General features: G+C 65.0%; 15 protein-coding genes. 8 read left to right on the top strand and 7 right to left on the bottom strand.

Annotated elements, in window-relative coordinates; translation table 11 throughout:
- The first annotated feature begins 7 nt into the window (after positions 1–7).
- The 4 genes from ACNI3Q_RS10375 to ACNI3Q_RS10360 are packed head-to-tail and all read left to right on the top strand — an operon-like array spanning position 8 to position 5,101.
- Positions 8–1,600: an MFS transporter gene (locus tag ACNI3Q_RS10375; RefSeq protein WP_426276381.1), complete on the top strand. Its 1,593-nt coding sequence runs from the start codon at positions 8–10 to the stop codon at positions 1,598–1,600.
- The gene (locus ACNI3Q_RS10370) at positions 1,597–2,580 is read left to right on the top strand and encodes a glycoside hydrolase family protein (RefSeq protein WP_426276380.1); all 984 of its coding nucleotides are present in this window, start codon (positions 1,597–1,599) and stop codon (positions 2,578–2,580) included. The genes ACNI3Q_RS10375 and ACNI3Q_RS10370 overlap by 4 nt, the downstream gene beginning before the upstream one ends.
- A gap of 14 nt (positions 2,581–2,594) precedes the next feature.
- Positions 2,595–3,884: a hypothetical protein gene (locus tag ACNI3Q_RS10365; protein ID WP_426276378.1), complete on the top strand. Its 1,290-nt coding sequence runs from the start codon at positions 2,595–2,597 to the stop codon at positions 3,882–3,884.
- A gap of 26 nt (positions 3,885–3,910) precedes the next feature.
- Complete coding sequence (locus tag ACNI3Q_RS10360) at positions 3,911–5,101, top strand: SGNH/GDSL hydrolase family protein (protein ID WP_426276376.1); 1,191 nt, start codon at positions 3,911–3,913, stop codon at positions 5,099–5,101.
- Positions 5,102–5,108: 7 nt separating this feature from the next.
- Here ACNI3Q_RS10360 and ACNI3Q_RS10355 read toward each other — a convergent pair whose 3' ends face one another.
- Positions 5,109–6,287, bottom strand: a complete 1,179-nt coding sequence (locus ACNI3Q_RS10355) for a glycoside hydrolase family 43 protein (protein ID WP_426276374.1) — start codon at positions 6,285–6,287, stop codon at positions 5,109–5,111.
- A gap of 70 nt (positions 6,288–6,357) precedes the next feature.
- Between ACNI3Q_RS10355 and ACNI3Q_RS10350 the strand changes: the two genes are divergently transcribed.
- The 4 genes from ACNI3Q_RS10350 (at position 6,358) to ACNI3Q_RS10335 (ending at position 9,562) form a co-directional block, all read left to right on the top strand.
- Complete coding sequence (locus ACNI3Q_RS10350) at positions 6,358–7,128, top strand: rhamnogalacturonan acetylesterase (protein WP_426276372.1); 771 nt, start codon at positions 6,358–6,360, stop codon at positions 7,126–7,128.
- Positions 7,129–7,166: 38 nt separating this feature from the next.
- Entirely contained in the window at positions 7,167–7,823 is a 657-nt protein-coding gene (locus tag ACNI3Q_RS10345; RefSeq protein ID WP_426276291.1) for an RpiB/LacA/LacB family sugar-phosphate isomerase, read from the top strand.
- Positions 7,824–7,913: 90 nt separating this feature from the next.
- On the top strand, positions 7,914–8,669 hold the full coding sequence (kduD, locus tag ACNI3Q_RS10340) for a 2-dehydro-3-deoxy-D-gluconate 5-dehydrogenase KduD (RefSeq protein ID WP_426276370.1): 756 nt from the start codon (positions 7,914–7,916) through the stop codon (positions 8,667–8,669).
- Positions 8,670–8,752: 83 nt separating this feature from the next.
- Positions 8,753–9,562: an IclR family transcriptional regulator gene (locus ACNI3Q_RS10335; protein WP_426276368.1), complete on the top strand. Its 810-nt coding sequence runs from the start codon at positions 8,753–8,755 to the stop codon at positions 9,560–9,562.
- A 28-nt stretch (positions 9,563–9,590) separates the two neighbouring features.
- Here the strand turns inward: ACNI3Q_RS10335 and ACNI3Q_RS10330 are convergent, their stop codons facing one another.
- The 6 genes from ACNI3Q_RS10330 to ACNI3Q_RS10305 all read right to left on the bottom strand — a co-directional run bounded on the left by ACNI3Q_RS10330 (position 9,591) and on the right by ACNI3Q_RS10305 (position 18,147).
- On the bottom strand, positions 9,591–10,079 hold the full coding sequence (locus ACNI3Q_RS10330) for a hypothetical protein (protein ID WP_426276366.1): 489 nt from the start codon (positions 10,077–10,079) through the stop codon (positions 9,591–9,593).
- A gap of 3 nt (positions 10,080–10,082) precedes the next feature.
- Positions 10,083–11,954: a rhamnogalacturonan lyase gene (locus ACNI3Q_RS10325; RefSeq protein WP_426276364.1), complete on the bottom strand. Its 1,872-nt coding sequence runs from the start codon at positions 11,952–11,954 to the stop codon at positions 10,083–10,085.
- 198 nt (positions 11,955–12,152) lie between these two features.
- Positions 12,153–13,097 carry an aldo/keto reductase gene (locus ACNI3Q_RS10320; RefSeq protein ID WP_426276362.1) on the bottom strand — a complete coding sequence of 315 codons (945 nt, stop codon included), beginning with the start codon at positions 13,095–13,097 and terminating at the stop codon, positions 12,153–12,155.
- Positions 13,094–13,864, bottom strand: a complete 771-nt coding sequence (locus ACNI3Q_RS10315) for a hypothetical protein (RefSeq protein WP_426276360.1) — start codon at positions 13,862–13,864, stop codon at positions 13,094–13,096. The genes ACNI3Q_RS10320 and ACNI3Q_RS10315 overlap by 4 nt, the downstream gene beginning before the upstream one ends.
- A gap of 25 nt (positions 13,865–13,889) precedes the next feature.
- Positions 13,890–14,303: a DUF6491 family protein gene (locus ACNI3Q_RS10310; RefSeq protein WP_426276358.1), complete on the bottom strand. Its 414-nt coding sequence runs from the start codon at positions 14,301–14,303 to the stop codon at positions 13,890–13,892.
- 91 nt (positions 14,304–14,394) lie between these two features.
- Positions 14,395–18,147 (bottom strand): TonB-dependent receptor, encoded by a 3,753-nt coding sequence (locus ACNI3Q_RS10305; protein WP_426276356.1) that lies wholly within the window; start codon positions 18,145–18,147, stop codon positions 14,395–14,397.
- Positions 18,148–18,292: the final 145 nt, after the last annotated feature.

Below are 18,292 nucleotides of genomic sequence, written 5' to 3'. Positions count from 1 at the left end.
GGCTGGGGTGCGTCAGCCGCGCTGGTACAATTACTGGGGCTGGGGCTCGGGCGACATGCTCGGCGCCGGGGCGCAGGCGGTGGTGACCGGCTGGCTCTTCTACTTCTTCGTCACCTTCTGCGATCTGTCGGCGACAGAGGCGGGGCTGATCCTCGGCCTGCCCCGGCTGCTTGAGGCGATCACCTGTCCGCTGATCGGCTATGTCTCCGACAATCTGCGCTACACCTGGATCGGGCGGCGCATCGGGCGGCGAAAGATCTTCCTGATCGCCACCGTGCCCCTGTTGCCCAGCTTCGCGCTGATCTTCGTCAGCGGGCAGACCTTCACCTATTATCTGCTCACCTTCATCTTCTTCGAATTCGTCTACACCATGTTCCTGATCCCGTGGGAAACGCTGGCCGCGGAAATGACCAGCGATTACGGGAAAAAGGCCAAGTTCGCGGGCGCGCGGATGCTGATCGCGCAAAGCTCGGCGATCCTCGCCTCCTATCTGCCCACGCTGATCATCAACAATCTGGGGGGCAAGGATTCGCCCTCCACCTTCCTGATCATGGCCGCGATCTTCGGCGCGATCTTCAGCTTCGTGGTCATCCTGGTGCTGATCTTCAGCTGGGAACGCCCCTATACCGATGCCGAACAGCAGATCGAGGCACAGCCGCTGGATCTGAAGCGGGCGCTGGCCATCCCCGCCATCATGTTCCGCGACCTGTTCTCGACGCTGCGCATCCGCGCCTTTCGTCAGCATCTGTCGATCTATCTCGGCGGCTATATCTCTCAGGATATCTTCAACACCGCCTTCCCCATCTTTGTCGTCACGGTGATGATGGGCGCGACGCTCATCATCTCGCAGATGCTGACCGCGATGTATGTGGCGCAGCTGATTTCCGTGCTGATCGCGATCAACATCGTGATCCGCACCGGGCCGGTCATCGCCTATCGAATCGCGATCAGCTTTTACGGCGCGGGCCTGTTGCTGCTGCTCGCCCTTTACCTCACCCGTCCGGCCGGGCTGGCACAGGGGATGGATGCGCTGGGCGGCAATTTCCTGACCGCGCTCGATCCGTCCTGGTCGATGTTCAGCCCGGCGCTGCTGTTCTGGCTGTTCGTGCCGATCCTGCTGACCGGTCTGGGGCGCGGCACGCTCAACTTCGTGCCCTGGTCGGTCTACAACTATCTGCCGGACGTGGACGAGGCAGTGACGGCACAGCGGCGTGAGGGCATTTTTGCCGGCGTCATGACCCTGGTGCGCAAGGTTGCCCAGTCCATCGCCGTCGTCATCACCGGCAAGATCATCGACATGGGCGGCTATATCTCCAGCCAGGGTCCCGGCGCCGCCGCCGTTCAGCAAAGCCCGCAGGCGATTGCCACCGTCACCTGGCTGCTGGTGCTCGGCCCGATCCTCGTCATGCTGGCCGGGATGCTCGCTTCCTGGCGTTTCCGCCTCAACGCGCGCACCCACGCCGTGCTGATGGCAGAGATCGAGCATCTGCGCGCGGGCGGCACCGAACCGACTTCGCCAGAGGCAAAGGCGGTGGTCGAAAACCTGACCGGCTGGCGTTATGATCAGCTGTGGGGTCGCAACGGGGTGGCCCGCTCGTGACCCTGCTGGCGGCGGCGCTTGCCCTGGCGGTACAGGCCGGTCAGCCCGCGACCGCCCCCGTTCCCTTGCTGCGCGATCCCGTGCATGACGGCGCGGCCGATGCCAGCACCGTGTGGGATCCGGCCACCCGGCAATGGCGGATGTTCTACACCAACCGCCGCGCCACCCTGCCGCTCGCTGATCCAAAGGATGTCCGCTGGGTTCACGGCACGCATATCGGCATGGCCCATTCGGCCGATGGCCTGAACTGGCGCTATGCCGGCATCGCTGCCATTCCCGAACATTGCACCGGCCCGACGCTATGGGCCCCGGAAATCCAGTGGATCGACGGGCAATGGCATCTGTGGCTGACCGTTGTGCCCGGCGTGTTCGGCAACTGGAACGCGCCGCGCCGCATCGTCCACCTGACCAGTCCCGACCTTGATCGCTGGACCTGTGCCGGGCCGGTCGATCTGGGCTCGGACCGGGTGATCGACGCCAGCGTCGTGACCCTGCCCGGCGGCGGATACCGGATGTGGTTCAACGACGAGCGGCGCGGCAAGGCAATCGTCGCCGCCGACAGCGACGATCTGATCCGCTGGCGGGTGGGCAAGGTGGTGGTCGACACCCCCGGCGAGGGACCTAAAGTGTTTCGCTGGCGCGGCCGATGGTGGATGGTCAGCGATGCGTGGAAGGGGCTGCTCGTCCTCTCCTCCCCCGATGCCGACAGCTGGACGCGTCAACCGGGCTATCTGCTGGCCGAACCCGGCACCCGCCCGACCGACCGGGCAAAGGGCCAGCATCCCGATATCGTCGTCGCGGGCGACCGCGCCTTCATCATCTGGTTTGTGCACCAATCCGGCGAACCGGAAACGGCCGGCGATCCGGCATGGCAGCGGCGCAGCGTGCTTCAGATCGGCGAACTGATCGAACGGGACGGCGTCCTGTCGGTCGATCGCAACGCACCCGTCGCCGGCGCAATGCAGCCCCCGGCATCCTGACAGGAGCCTGCCCCATGATCGCCCGCCTGATGCTCGCCTGCCTGACCCTGACCGCCGCCACACCCGCCGCGGCACAGGTCGGCCGCGTCTTCCCCTCCGAAACCCACACCATCGTCGACCGGACTACCGGCCGCACCATCACCGCGCTGACCAGCGGCGCCTATGCCGACCTCAAAATCTATCAGACGCATCCGCAATGGGCGGCGGACGGCACGCACATCATCTTCCGCTCGATGGACCGGGCGGGCGCGGGCAACCCGCAGATCTTTGCAGTCGATGAAATCAGCGGCGTGATCGTCCAGCTGACCGACGGGCCGGGCACCGGCACCGGCAGCCCCAATGTCGCCCGCCTGTCGAACAAGCTCTATTACATGCGCCGCCCGGTCGAGGGCGGCGGCGACCGCTATCGCCTGATCGAGGTCGACCTGACCCCGCTGCTCGCCGATGCAAAGGCGGGGACGCTGCGTCCCGGCGGCTATGAACGGGTCGTCTCCACCCTGCCGGACGGGCATATCGAAGTGGGCGGCTTCACCCTCGATGCGGATGAGCGGACGGCCTATACCGGATTCGATTCCCGCCCCGCCCCGCCCCGAAAGCCCGGAGAGCCTGTGCCGCAGGTGCCCGGCGGCCTCCGCGCCATCGATCTTGCCACCGGCGCGGTCCGCACCGTGATGACCACCCCGTTCCGCATGGGGCATGTTCAGGCGAACCCGTTCGTGCCCGGCGAAATCCTCTATTGCCACGAAACCGGCGGCGACGCGCCGCAGCGGATGTTCATCGTCAAGGCGGACGGCACCGGCAACCGCCCCGTCTACCCGGAACAGCCCTGGGAATGGGTGACGCACGAACAGTTCGCCGACGCCGATCATGTCATCTTCAACCTGATGGGTCACCGCCCGGCGTTGCGTCAGCATCAGACGGGCATTGTCATCGTCTCGCTGCGCGACGGCAGCGTGACCAATATCGGCCAAATCGACGGCGGCACCTCCGCCCGCACCGGCGTCCCCTATTTCAATCAGCCGGATCAGCGCCCCGATCCCGACAATGTCGGCGGCTACTGGCACAATGCCGTCACCTATGAAGGGCGACTGGCGGCGGGTGACGATTTCGACGGCAACCTGCACCTGATCGACCGCGCCACCGGCAAGCGGACCTTGCTGTCCACCGGCCACCGGATGCGGCCCGACCATATCCACCCCAGCTTCAGCCCGGATAACAGCCGCATCCTGATCAATTCGGGGATGCTGGCGGACGGCAAGCGGCTGGCACTGATGACCGTTCCCGTGGGCGATGCCGCCCGCTGACCCCTGCGCGATCAAGGGACCTTCCGATGGTGAACCGCTTTCTCTTCACGGCACTCGCCCTGTCGCTCGCCATGCCGGCCAGCGCGCAGAACTGGGTCCGCACCTGGGCCGCCGCCCCGCTCGCGGCTCAGCGTCCGGGGACGGAACGCGCCCTGCCCGACCTGACCGACCGCACAGTGCGGCAGGTCGTCCGGATCAGCAGCGGCGGCGACCGGCTGCGCATCCGCCTCAGCAATGAGGAGAGCGAGGACGCGATCCGCGTGGGCGCGGTCCGCATCGCCCTGGCCGAACCCGATGGCCGCATCGTGCCGGGCAGCAGCCGCACCGTGACCTTTGCCGGTCAGGGCGGCGTCGTGATGGCAGGGCACGCGCCCGCCATCAGCGATCCCGTGACCATGGCGGTCAAGCCGGGCCAGCGGCTGACGATCAGCATCCACCTGCCCGAGGGGGGCCAGCGCGCCACCGTGCACGGCCACGCCGCCGCCATCGCCTGGATCGCGCGCGGGGATCAGACCGATGCCGTCGAGATGCGCGACACGACCCGCTTTGGTCAGCGCATCATGATCACCGGCGTTGATGTCGAAACCCGCCGCCCGGCGCGCACCGTCGTCGCTTTTGGCGATTCGATCACCGATGGCGCGCGCGCGACAGTAGACGCCGATACCCGCTATCCGGATCAGCTTGCCGATCGGCTGCGCAAGGGCGGCATGACCGGTGTCGCCGTCGCCAATATGGGCATCGGCGGCAACCGCCTGCTTGCCGATGGCACGGGGATCAGCGCGCTTGGCCGGTTCGACCGCGATGTGCTCGCCGTGCCGGGCGTCAGCCATGTCATCGTGCTGGAAGGCGTCAACGATATCGGCAGCGCCACTCGCGATAAAAGACCGCTGCCGACGCCAGAGGCATTGATCGGCGCCTATCGTCAGATGATCGCCCGCGCCCGCCAGCATGGGGTCAAGGTGATCCTGGCGACCATCCTGCCCTATAAGGGCGCAGGCTATTGGAGCGAGGAAGGAGAGGCCGTGCGCGCCCGCGTCAACGACTGGATCCGCACCCAGCGGGAATCGGACGGCATCGCCGATTTCGACCGGGCGATCCGCGATCCCGCCGACCCGCTGCGCATGGCAAAGGCATTCGATGGCGGCGACGCGCTCCACCCCAATGATGCGGGCTTTGCCGCAATGGCAGGCGCAGTGGACCTTAACCTGCTGCGCTGACCATCGCTCAACAATCGATCTGGGAATAGCCAGTGGGCGACCGGCGCGGGACGCATGGATGCGTCGGATACCCCTCCAGGTCCAGTTCGGTCGCCTCCCGGATCACCTCGACCCGGTCGCCCGCGTCGCGCATCTCGTACAGCTTGCCCAGCGCATAGGTGAACGGGCGATGCAGCACCATCATCAGCCGACCGTCGAACGCGCGGAACAGCATCCCGTGCCCGCTGTCCCGCTTGACCAGCGGCCCCAGCTGTTCCCACGGCCCCTGGATCGTGCCCGATTTCGACCGCGCCAACGCCTGCACATAGCCGCGCTCGCCATAGCTGGACCACAGCATCAGCAGCGTTCCGGCCTTGGTGCGGAACAGCTCCGGCCCGTCCGTCACCCACACCGAGCTGCCGTCCGCCTGCCGCTGCCCGCGCGCCCAGCCTGCTTCATCGGCGCGGAACAGCGTCGTCGGCTCGCCCGCCCGGCGCAGATTCTCGTCCAGCGGCAGGGCAGCGATCGTACCCACCGTCGTCTGCCACCATTCATGGGCATAGACATACCAGGGCCTGCCATCCGGCTCGACGTGCAGCGTCCCGTCCAGCGTCATCAGATCGGCGGGCGCGATCGGCTCGCCCTTGTCGAGCAGGGTATAGGGACCGTCCAGCTTGTCGGCGACGGCCAGCACGGTGCCCCGGCGATAGGTGTCGCGCGCTCCGGCCTTGCCCAGTTTCGCCGTGTCGTCGTGAAACGTCGTGAACAGGTAATATTTGCCGCGCCACGCATGAACCTCGGGCGCCCAGCTGCCCTGCTTCGCCCAGGTGCCCGTCGCGGGCAGCGCGAACACGACCCGCGGCAACGTCCAGTGGCGCAGGTCGCGGCTGGTATAGACCATCGTGCCCAGCCGGGGATCGCCGGTCATCGCCTGTTCGTTGCGGGTGAACAGATAATAGGTCTTGCTTGCTTCGTCCGCGACGATGAACGGGTCGTGCAGGTGCATCTGCGGCAGCATCAACGGCGCATCGGCGGGCGCAGGCGGGATCGACGGGGGCAGTGTCGGAACCGTGGATTGCGCCTGTAACGGGCCGAGCGGTATCGCACCGGCACCGACCAGTGCCGCCGCAGCCACAGCCACAGAAGTTGTCCATGCCAGCGCCTTTTGCATCTTCCTGTCCTGGTCCACCTTGTTTCGACTTTCCATTATGTGATACGATATTCCACAATAAGGGCAATTCCGAATTGCGTGTGAATTGCCGTTTGCGGAGAAGTCGATGCTGTCAGTGCTGATCGCGGCCGCTGCCCTGGGGCAGACGGTGTTCATCGCCAGCGATTCAACCGCCTCCAACTATCCCGACCGTTCCTATCCGCAGACCGGCTGGGGCCAGATGCTGCCCTGTGCGCTGGACGGGGTGAAGGTCGAAAACCGCGCCATTGGCGGGCGGAGCACGCGGACCTTCATCAGCGAAGGGCGCTGGGAAAAACTGATCGCGGATATTCAGCCGGGCGATACCGTGCTGATCCAGTTCGGCCATAACGATGCCAGCCGCAACCGGCCTGAACGCTATGCCGCCGCCGCCACCGACTATCGCGTCAACCTGACCCGCTTCGTCGCGGACGTCCGGGCCAGGGGCGGCACGCCGGTTCTCCTCACCCCCGTCGCCCGCCGCTCGTTCAACCCGGACGGTACGGCAAAGGCGGACTATGCCGACTATGCCTCGGTCGCCAAAATCGTCGCTCAGGAAACCGGGACCGTGCTGCTCGACCTGGGCAAGCTGTCGCGCGACTGGCTGACCCGCACCGGCGCGGAAAAGGCCAAGCCGTTTTTCCTGCATTACACGCCACAGGACGGACAGCCCGCCTATCCCAAGGGCATTTCGGACGACACGCATTTCAGCGAACTGGGCGCCCGTCATGTCGCCGATCTGGTCGCGGGCGAACTGGTCCGCCTGAACCTGCCGGTGGGCAAGGCAGTGCGCGCCGACCGGTCCGGCCTGACCATCGACACGGCGGCGGGCAACCGCGACTGCACGCCCGCACGCTGACCCCCCGAACAAACTTAACCCGAAAAGGACCATCGGACATGAAGATCGCATTGATCATTGAGAACAGCCAGGCGGCGAAGAGCGGTGTGGTATATGAGGCGCTGAGCGAGGTTGCGGGCGGTTTCGGGCATGAGGTGTTTCACTATGGCATGTACGCGCCGGAGGATAAGGCGTCGCTGACCTATGTGATGAACGGGTTGCTGGCGGGCATCCTGCTGAACAGCGGTGCGGCGGATTTCGTGGTGACCGGATGCGGCACGGGCATGGGATCGATGCTGGCGGCCAATGCGATGCCGGGGGTGTTCTGCGGCCTGGTGATCGACCCGACCGATGCGTTCCTGTTCGGCCAGATCAATGACGGCAACGCGATCTCGATGCCCTATTCCAAGGGGTTCGGCTGGGCGGCCGAGCTGAACCTGCGCGATGTCTATGCCAAGCTGTTCGACGGCGAGCGCGGCCTTGGCTATCCGCGCGAGCGGGCCGAGATCATGCGCCGGAACCGCGGCATCCTGAAGGATCTGAAGGCGGTGACCTGCACTGACATGCTGACCGTGCTCAAGAACGTCGATCAGGACCTGCTGCGCGCCACCATCGCGGGCGAGCGGTTCCAGGAGTATTTCTTCGCCAACGCCACCGATGCCGCGATCAGCGATTACCTCAAGCAGGTGCTGGCCGCAGAGCCTGCCCTGTCGTGATCCGGTTGTCCTGATTCCCGCGTCCTGATCCCTACCCCCGGCGGGGCGCGGGCGCGCGTCCCGGCCGGGAACGGAGCCTTTGCCCCTGTCATGACCCATCCCTTCGACCTTACCGGCCGCGTCGCGGCGATCACGGGCGCCAATACCGGCATCGGCCAGGGCATTGCGCTGGCGCTGGCCGGTGCCGGTGCCGATGTCGCGCTGATCGGCCGCACGCCCGCGACCGAGACCGCCGAACAGGTGACCGCGCTTGGCCGCCATGCCGCGATCATCAGCGCCGACCTGTCCAGCATCGAGCCTGTGGGCAGGGTTGTGGACGAGACCGTGGAGAAGCTCGGCGGGCTTCACATCCTGGTCAACAATGCCGGGATCATCCGCCGCGCCGACAGCATCGATTTTACCGAGGCGGACTGGGATGCGGTGATCGACACCAACCTCAAATCCGTGTTCTTCCTGTGCCAGGCAGCCGCCCGGCACATGATCCCCAATGGCGGCGGCAGCATCATCAACATCGCCTCGATGCTGACGTTTCAGGGCGGCATCCGCGTGCCAAGCTACACCGCGTCCAAATCCGGCATTGGCGGCCTCACCAAGCTGCTCGCCTGCGAATGGGCATCGAAAGGCATCACGGTCAACGCCATCGCGCCCGGGTACATCGCCACCAACAACACCGCCGCGCTGCAGGCCGACGAAACCCGCAACCGCCAGATCCTGGAACGCATCCCCGCCGGGCGGTGGGGCGATCCCTCCGACCTCGGCGGCGCAGCCGTGTTCCTCGCCTCCCCCGCCGCACGCTACATCCAGGGCCATATCCTCGCCGTCGACGGCGGATGGCTGGCGAGGTAGTTGTCTCACGATTTGGAACGTGCCAATGAGCGGTAGAACCTCGTCCCATATTCCGGGACTGGCTGAGACGCGAAAGACGGGCGATGGAACAGGAACTGGTGGCGACTGCCGCAGCGGATACGACAAAGGGCAATGAGGCAAAGGGCGCGCAAACGCTGATGCGCGCGCTGGATATCCTGGATCAGGTGATCATGGGCCCGGTCAAGGCGGTCGACCTGTCCAAGAAACTGGCGCTCAGCAAGACGACCACGCACCGCCTGGTTCAGGCGCTGAAGTCCCGCGATTATCTCAGCCTCACCCGCGACGGCTATGCGCTGGGGCCAAAGCTGCTGCATCTCGGCACGCTGGTGTCGATGCAGATCGACTATGTCGCCGTCGCCCGCCCGTTCATGGAGCAGCTGTCCCAGCAAACCGGCTTCTGCGTCTTTGTCGGCAAGCGGGAGGACGACCATAGCCGCCATCTGGAACGCGTGACCGGGCGTCAGCGGCTGCGCGTCGCCACCTCTCCGGGGGACAAGCGCTTCATCTCGGAAACCGGCCTTGGCAAGGCGCTGCTGCTCGATGAGGACGCGGCCGTCCTTGAAAAGCTCTTCCGCCAGAGCCAGCCCAAGGCGGACAAGGCACAGATGAGCGCCTGGCTCGCCTCGATGGGAGAGCATCGCCGCCGGGGCATCGTCCTGCACGAAAGCGAGGCCGGGGACGGCGTCCGTTCCATCGCGGCACCGGTGCGGGACGCCAATGGCCAGATCGTGATCGCGCTCAGCATCGCCAGCGCGGCCCATTACCTGACCGACGACGTGATGCGCGACCTTGCCGAAAAGGTCCGCATCACTGCAGCGGAAATCAGCATGGCCCTGGGCTGGCGTCCCGTCGTGACGACCCCCGCCGACTGATCCGCCCGGCGGCCGCTGCGCAGGCCCTCTATTCCGCGCGGCAGAACCGCTGGCGGGTGCCCAGCATCAGACAGGGCCGGTCGCCATCGCCGCCCGCCAGTTGCAGCCATTCGCTGTCGATGCCCATCGTCACCTGCAACCGCCCGTCGCGCATCGTCGCGTCATAGGTCTGCTCCGCCCCGTCGCGCTTGACCGTCACGGCAAAGGCCGCGCCCGATAGCGGCGCGATGGTCAGCACCTGCCCATCGCCCACCCACCGCCCATAAAGCCGCGCGGGCGATGCGGGCATGGCATCCCGGATCGCCGGCGCCTGTGGGGGCAACAGCAGCGCAGTTGGGGCATCGACCGGCTCTGATCCCTCAACAATGGGACGAACCGCTGGCGGTGCGACAGGCGCGGTCATCTCCCCCGGCGGCGGATCGTCGGTCAGCATCGGCATGGCCAGGACGATCGCCAGACCCAGCCCGGCAATCGCCCCCGCTGCCCCCAACCGGCGGACCGATCGGTGCTGCATCATGCCTTATCGCCCGCTCAGGTTCGCGCCGTCGCCCAGGAAGTAACTGGTATGCGGCGGCTGGTTATAGGCGACATTCTGCCACGCAACGCCCAGGCGATAGACCGGATCGTGCATCAGCGTCTTCAGCCGCACCGTCGTCGAATAGGGCGTGGCATAAATGCGCAGCGCCGTGCTGTCGCTGGTCGGCAGGATCAGCTCCTCCCGCCAATCGCCCAGGATATCGGCGGTCAGCGACGGATTGGCCTTGGTCCCGTTGATCGACGTGGTGCCGCTGGGGGTCAGCAGCCGGGTGGTCGTGGCCGTCGTCCAGTTCCATTTGTCGATCACCCCGCGATCATGGATTTCGCGCAGCAGATCGCCGTCCCACCAGATGGCGTGATTGATCGCCGATGGCCGTGCGCCGATCACCGTCCCGGTTGAACTGTACAGGTTGGTGTTGTTCGATGCCCATGCCTCTGCGCCGGGATAACGCGGGTCGATATCCATGGTGACCCCGCGCCCGGTATCCGACGTCGCCGACGTGCTCCAGATGACGGCGCCCGTCCGCGCATCCAGCATCGCCGACCCGATATTGCCGTTGGAATTGATGTCCTCGTGCGCGCCGAACTTTTCCAGGCCCGCCCGTGACGGGATCAGGTCGGATACGTGCATGGCATCGCCATGTTTCAGGTTGGAATTCCACAGCGGCTGGCCATTGTCGTTGATCGCCATCGCGCCGAACACGATCTCGTCCCGCCCGTCATTGTCGACATCGGCGATGGACAGGTTGTGGTTCCCTTGCCCGCGATACTGGCTGCCCGCGCTGTCGCTGTCGAAATACCAGCGCTGGGTCAGCTGGCCGTTGCGCCAATCGACTGCCCAGATCGCCGTGCGGGTATAATAGCCGCGCGAAAAGATCGCCGTCGGCCGCGTGCCGTCCAGATAGGCGACACCGGCCAGGAACCGGTCGACCCGGTTGCCATAGCCATCGCCCCACACCGTGTTCAGCTGTGCCGATGTCGGGTTCTGCGTCGTCGGATGGCGCGGCGGGTTATAGTTGATCGTCGCCATCGCCGCGCCTGTCTGACCATTGAACACGGTCAGGAACTCCGGCCCGGCCAGCACATAGCCGCTCGTGTTGCGATGATCGGCACTGGCATTGCCGATCACCACATTGTTCCCGGCGCGCGTGCCGTCGGCGGTCTTCATCATGACCTCCGCCCGGCCGTCGCCGTCAAAGTCATAGACCATGAACTGCGTGTAATGCGCGCCCGCCCGGATGTTCCGGCCCAGGTCGATGCGCCACAACCGCGTGCCGTTCAGGCGATAGGCATCGATCAGCACCGGGCCGGTATAGCCGGACTGGCTGTTGTCCTTGGCATTGGTCGGCTCCCACTTCAGCACGATCTCGTACTGACCATCGCCGTCCAGATCGCCGACGCTCGCGTCATTGGCGGTATAGGTATAGGCGGAACCGTTCACCGTGCCCCCCGCCGGCACCTGCAACGGCACGGACAGGAACCCGCCCGCCCACACGGACGCTGCCGGCGTCGGGCTGCCCAGCGTGCCGTTCAGCACGGTTCGGACGGTATAGGTCGAACTGGCCGTGCCGCCGGCATCCACGAAATTGGTCCGGTCGGTGATCGGTGTGGCATTGAGCAGGGTCGACCCGCGATAGACATTGAAGCCGATGGCGCTGTTGTCCGTGGACAACAGCCGCCAGTTGACCAGATTGCCGCCGCCCTGCGCGGGCACGACGACAAGGCCGCGGTTCAGCGTCTCGATCTGGCGTTGTGCGTGTGCGGCGGGGATGGCGGCGAATGCGGCCGGCAATGCCGAAGCCATGATGAACGCGCGCAGCATCGTTCGCCCCGACGGGCGTAAAGATTTCAGCATTCTACCTCTCCCAACACCGGATATCGCTCGAATCGATACCCTTAATGTGGGATGCTATTTCATAGTGTGGCCCTTGCAAGCGCTTTGTCCGTGCGAAAGAAGGTATCCGGACCGTAAGGCAACCGGATGGCCGGATTGCCGGGTTCTGGTGGGCGAAACCGTTTGCCGTAATGCCCGCCCCGCTGCCACGACCGCAGCTCAACCCAGCCAGTTCGCCTCGGCCAGCACGGATGCGGGCGGCATCGCAACCGGGCCTGCTGCCGCGCTGGCAATGGCGGCGTCCACCTGCGCGCGCGTGGACAGGCCGATGGCGATGGTGCTGATCCCCGGCATCGCCAGCTGGTGCCGGATCATTGCGCCCGCCGGATCGGCCGTAAAGGCGGGCCATGCCGCCGCGATGCGCTCTGCCCGCTGGCGGCATTCATCCCGATGCTGCGGATAAAGGCTGATGTCGCGGGCATCGCCGAAATCGCGCTTCCCCCGCATTGCTGGATGTTCGGGCAACAGTCCGCCCGCATAAAACGGCATCCGCGCGACCATCCACAGGCCGCGCTGGACCAGTGCGGGCAGCATCGCCGCCACCCGCTGATCGAACAGGTTCAGCATCGACTGGACACCCTCGATCCGCCCGGACGCGATGGCCGATGCCATTGCGTCGGGATCATGATCGAACGCCGCCACGCCGAACCCCGCGATCTTTCCCGCATCGACCAGTGCGGTCAGCGCCCCGGCCCATTCCCCCTCGTCCAGCCATTCCGCACACCATTCGGGGACATGCACCGCCGCCAGCCGCTCGACCCCGGTTGCGCGCAGCGCGGCATCGACCTGATCCACGATCCCGGCCGCTGGCCATAGCTGGTCGGCGGACAGGTGGTGCGATGGCAGCGCGATCGGCAATGCCGGGCGCAATCGACAGACCAGCTGCGCCCTGCCCCGCCTGCCCGCCCCGGCCAGCACGCCGCCAATCGCGGCGTTCAGCGCATCGTCGCCCAGCTCCATCTCGATGGCCGAAATCCCGCGATCGACCGCATGGGCCAGCACGGGCGACAGATCGCCGGCACCGCTGCGATGCCAGCGCGCTGTCCCGAACGCGATGGGCGATACGGCGACGCCCGTCCTGCCCAGCGGCCGCGCCTCCATCATGCGTCGCTGTCGCTGGCGGTGATGACGATCTGCACGCCCGGCTGATCCCGATTGCACCAGTCCGACCGATGCAGACAGCCCGGCCAGCCAATCGTTTCCACCCGGTGCAGGCTCGCCGCGCCAACCGGCACCGTCGCCACGGCCGCAGGATTGCGGATAAAGGGAAACGCCCCCGTCTGCATCATGCGCACCCGTTCCGGGCGATACGCCCACAGCCGCTCCAGCGATCCCCCGCGCTTCTCGACATGATCGTCCAGCCGGCACAGCAGCGGAAATTCGCGCCGCATGAACGCGGCATAGAGCGGCTGATCGACATTGGCGTGCGGCGTCACCTGCATCCCGCCCGGCCGCCCGATCGGCCAGACCAGCCGCACGGATCGCTGCCCCGGCATCCGGTCGACATGCCAGACCAGGTCGCCCGGCGCGAAATAGGTACGCAGGACGACCATCGGCCGCCCGCCCGCAATCTCACCGACGCGGTCGGCCAGCCGGTCGATCTCCCCGGACAGCGCCGCGACGGCATCGCCCAGCGCCGCTGCCGGAAACAATTGCCCGACCAGCCTCTCCAGCGCCTTCGCCGGGGCTTCGCTGTTCAGGCTCATCCGGAAACCGGGACCGCGGGCCAGCGCCTCGATCAGCGGGCGATAGGGCGCCTCAGCCAGCACCGGCCGGTCGATGATGCACGCCTCCGCCCCGCCGCCGAACAACAGGTCGCGGCACTGACCGGCGGACAGGGAACTGGCATCGTTCAGCACGGCATCGGGCATATCGCCGCCGATGTTCGGCTGTCCATCAGTTGCGCAGCGTCTGGCCCCGGGCCGCTGCCGCCTCTTCGTCCGACAGCTTGCGGAACGACCGCACCGGACACCGCCGTGCGCCCGTTCCGGGAAAGGGGACGGTCAGCGCAATCTCGTTGCCGTTGCACACCCGCGTCCGCCCGCGCGCATCCACGCCGATCTGCAACGTCCAGTCGACGTCCGGGCATCCGGGCGCCAGTTCCAGTTCCCAGCTTTCATATTGCGCGAAATTAACGATCACCCGGTCGGGCGACACGGGATTGAAACTGGTAATCTGGCTAATGAAGAAACACTGCTTGCCCGCATCCGCCCCCGTGCCCTTGCCCGCGCTCTGCGGCTCGGCCTGCGGCGCGCATCCGCCCAGCATGACCAGCCCGGCGACCAGGGGAAAGACGGCTGCACTGCGCATGACACTCTCCTTCATTGCCGCCCCGCTCATGGCCCCCTGCATACAGGAAAAACCCCGCTTCAGTCACCTGAAGCGGGGCAGTCGGGGGGGATTACTGGCCGTACCGCAGACGGAAGCCCGCCAGAATGCGGCGACCGCCATAAGCGAGTTGAAGGATACGCGGCGTACCATCTTCAAAGGGCAGATAGTCGCCCGTTGATGCCGTCTGCGCTTCCCGGGTCAGGTTGCGTCCTTCGACAAACACCTGGATGGCATTGTTGATGTTGTACGCAATCTTCGCGTCGATGAACGTCGTCGCATCGATGTACCGGGCAACGCCAGGATTGTATCCGGGCGCGACCAGGCGGACATTGCCCCATTGCTGGCCCGGATAATTGATATCTGGCTGATCCCCGGTGCCGCCGCCCGGCGTGACGAACGTGAACCGCTCGGTCCGCTTCTGATAGGCAACGCGGATATTCAGCTTGCCATCGTCGTACCACAGCGACGCGTTCGTAAACAGGCGCGACTGATCAGGCGGAGGCAGCACGTCGCCCGACAGCGGATCCTGCTGACCGGTGGTGGCCACTGAACTGAGCACCGAAACGTTCACATCAGCACCGGTATATTTCAGGAACCACGGCAGGAACGTGAACGCAGTTTTCGCCTGGAATTCCCAGATATCCCGCTTGTAACCCGGACCATCGGCAAAGGTCGGATAGGTGAACTGGAGCTCGGAAATCGGTCGGCCAGTCAACTGGTCGACAAGGTCTGAGCCGCTGAACGGGCTGCCGGTAACCGTGACACCGATCGGCGATCCGATCTGTACGTCAAGCTTGCCGTAAGTCGCGGACAACACCGTGTCGCGGTTGGGATACCATTCCAGCGAGTAGTTATAGTTCCACGCGGTAAACGGGCTGAGACCGGGATTGCCCACGCGTCCGGGACAGGCGAACAGATCTTCGCCGTCTCCGGGGCTGGACAATATGGTCCGTTCGTCGATCGTGCACTCGCCGCTTGCCAGCAGCCGGCTGACCGGCGGCCGAGCGACCGTCTTGCCGCCGTAAGCCCGCAGGACAAGGGACCGATCAAATGCCCACAGGTTCAGGTTGACCGACGGCAGCCAATCCGTCGTGTTGTTGGAAATCGTCGTATTCTCGCGAGCAATCGTGGTGACGATCCCTGCTGCGGCAGTGGGATTGTTGGGATCAAATGCCGCCGTCGTGCGAATGTTGCGCAGAACGAAGACGCCGGTACCCTCAACCTTTGTGAACACGCCACGCAGGCCGATATTGCCGTCGAATTCCAGCCCCCATGGCAGCTTCTGCTCGAAATCGAACATGGCATACACATTGCGGATTTCTTCCCGGGTACGCGTCAGCGGCTGGGCATATTCGTTGCCGTCGCTGCCCGTACAAACCTTGACGCAGTCAAAATTGATGAACTGTGCAGCGCCCAGCTGAGAGAACAGCTGATCGGTCAGGATGCCCGTCCATGCCGGCGGCAGATTGCCACGGTTGGGCAGGTCGCCAAAATACTCCGCACCCAGGTCTTCCAACGACGAGGTAAACAGCCGCGTCAGCTCCTCCGGGGTTACGGTATCCACACCCGACCGGCTGTTAAGCGGCTGAGTGAAGGGAACGAAACCGTAATTGCACGACAGGGTGGAGGTGGCAGTTGGCTGGCATGCCCGCAACTGGCCACGGACGTTGGCCGTCGGCACAACCACCGGCGCAACATATCCCGGAGTACCAAAGGTACCGACGGCATCGCTGACATTATAGCCGCCGGCTCCCCATCGGTCGGTAGAGTTTTTGCGATACTGCGCACCGACCTTCACCCGCGTGATGAACGGCAACAGCCCATCCGTCCGATACGTCACGTCCGCCTTTGCCAACCGCTCCTCGATCTCGGCCAGGAATGGCGAAAACTGGACCTGGAAATTCGGCGTCACCAGCGGCATTTGCCCGACGGTGTAGGCCGGCGAAGCCGGAGTGCCGAAGGCAGCGGCAACCGCATTCTGGCCTACACAGTTCGGTGCGGTCCCGCTTCCGATGCAGACGGGCGCACGCAGCTGGACAAAATTGGCGATATTGCTCTCGTCATAGGCATCCGGGAAATCGATATCCCACAGGCCATTGGGCTGAAGCGTGATGGTGGCATCGCCATAAGCGTAGGAACGGTTTGTCCGCTGGTCGGCGCGGGAGCCGGTTGAGCTCGACATGCCTGCGAATGCGTCAATGTCGACCCTTTCGGAACGCCATTCCAGACCGCCTTGGTAGAAATAGGTATCGGTTTTGTTGCGACCTTGGATCTGGTCGATATTCACCACATTGTTGGTCGTGGTCATCTGCGTCACGTTGTGCAACGCATCCACGACGACGCTGTTCGGCACAATGCCAACCACGTTACCCAGCGCCATGTAATTCTGGTTGCCCAGTAGCGGCTGCGGGTTTGCCGTGCTGTTCGGGTTCCGCCGGTTCTGCGTAACCGTATTGACCCCGTCATACAGGTAATAACCAGCGGGGCCATTGGGGTTTACGGTTCGCTGCGCGGGGGCCGTGCTGTTGGTTCCGTCATTGCTCAGCAGGAACGTGCCGGCCGGATTCAGGACAACGGTCTGGACCGGATTGCGGCTGCGGTTCTGATCTTCCACATCCCGCTGGCTGATCGTGGTCTTGGCATAGAACAGCAGGTTGTCCGTTGCACGAAAATCGATACGCGCATCGATCGCGACCCGTTCGTCATTCTGCTCGTTCATGAAATTGCGGATCAGCGACGGCGTGTAATCATTCCACTGATTGAGGCAGCTCTGCAATTCGAGCACACGCTGCCCCCGCTGGTTCGATGACCCGGTCGGCAGGTTGGGGAACGCAGCGAAACAGTCCGCCTTCGATTGTGCAGCAATTGACTTGGTCAGCAGCGAGCGGGGCGTTTCGGTGGAATTGGCAAACACCTGATCGGCGGCATCGCCGGTCAGGGTATCAAGATTGTAGACAAACGTCTTTTCGGGCGAATTGTCGAAGTCGATCCGGCGATGATAGCCGGCCGCACCGCTCGTGGTATTCTGATAACCGTGATTGATGTTCTGAATCTTGTTATAGTTCGCACTGACAAGAACACCAACGCGGCCGTCAAAGAACTTGCGCGTAAGGATGCTGTTGAAATTGGGCGTCCAATCGCCAGTCAGCGAGTTCTGCTGAAAGCCACCGGAAAACTGGTAAAACGGCTTTCTGAAATCCAGCGCATTGCGCGTCTTGATCTGGATACCGCCGCCCAGCGACCCCTCGGTCTGGTCAGCGGTCGAGCCCTTGACCACGTCGATGCTCTTGACCAGTTCCGCCGGCAGTTCGCGCAGATCGGCACTGCGGCCGGCGTCGGCATTGATGGCGGCACCTGACGCGCTGCTCACACCGACGCCATCCAGTTCCACGCGGGTCAGGTCGGGGCCGTTGCCGCGCACCGCGACGCTTTCGCCTTCGCCGAAATCGTTGCGGGCCAGCGCCACACCGGGAAGGCGGGAAACGGCTTCTGCCACGTTGCGGTCGGGGAAGGAGCCGATATCGTCGGCCACGATGGAATCGGTCGCGGTCCGCGCATTGCGCTTGCGCTCGTTCGCCGACTGCTGGCTGGCGCGCGAACCGACGACGAGGATTTCGCCCTGATCCGTGTCGGTCGTTTCCTGGGCGGTCATCACCATGCCGACAGCGGCGGCCAGTTCGGCATCGGTCAGCGCAGCATCGCTGGGTTCGGGATCGGCATGGGCATAGGCCGGGCCAGCAAGTGCCATCAGCATCGCCGCGGCGATCACGCCATGCGACGCGCTTGCAGAAAATCCTCGATTGTACAGCTTGGCCCGACTCATCAGACTCCTCCCCCTATCGCTCGTTTTCACCAGCAGGAGAGCCCGGTTCGCCGCATCCCCCTGCCGCGCCACTATTCTTCCCGTTATGTGGAACAGTGGTCTATGATGTAAAACTAGCAGAGTTTTTCGGGGACGCAAGAACGGA

The organism is Sphingomonas eleionomae, assembly GCF_049889035.1.
Lineage (GTDB): Bacteria > Pseudomonadota > Alphaproteobacteria > Sphingomonadales > Sphingomonadaceae > Sphingomonas.
The sequence above is the reverse complement of the archived record's forward strand: the minus strand, read 5'-3'. Positions and strand labels throughout refer to the sequence as shown.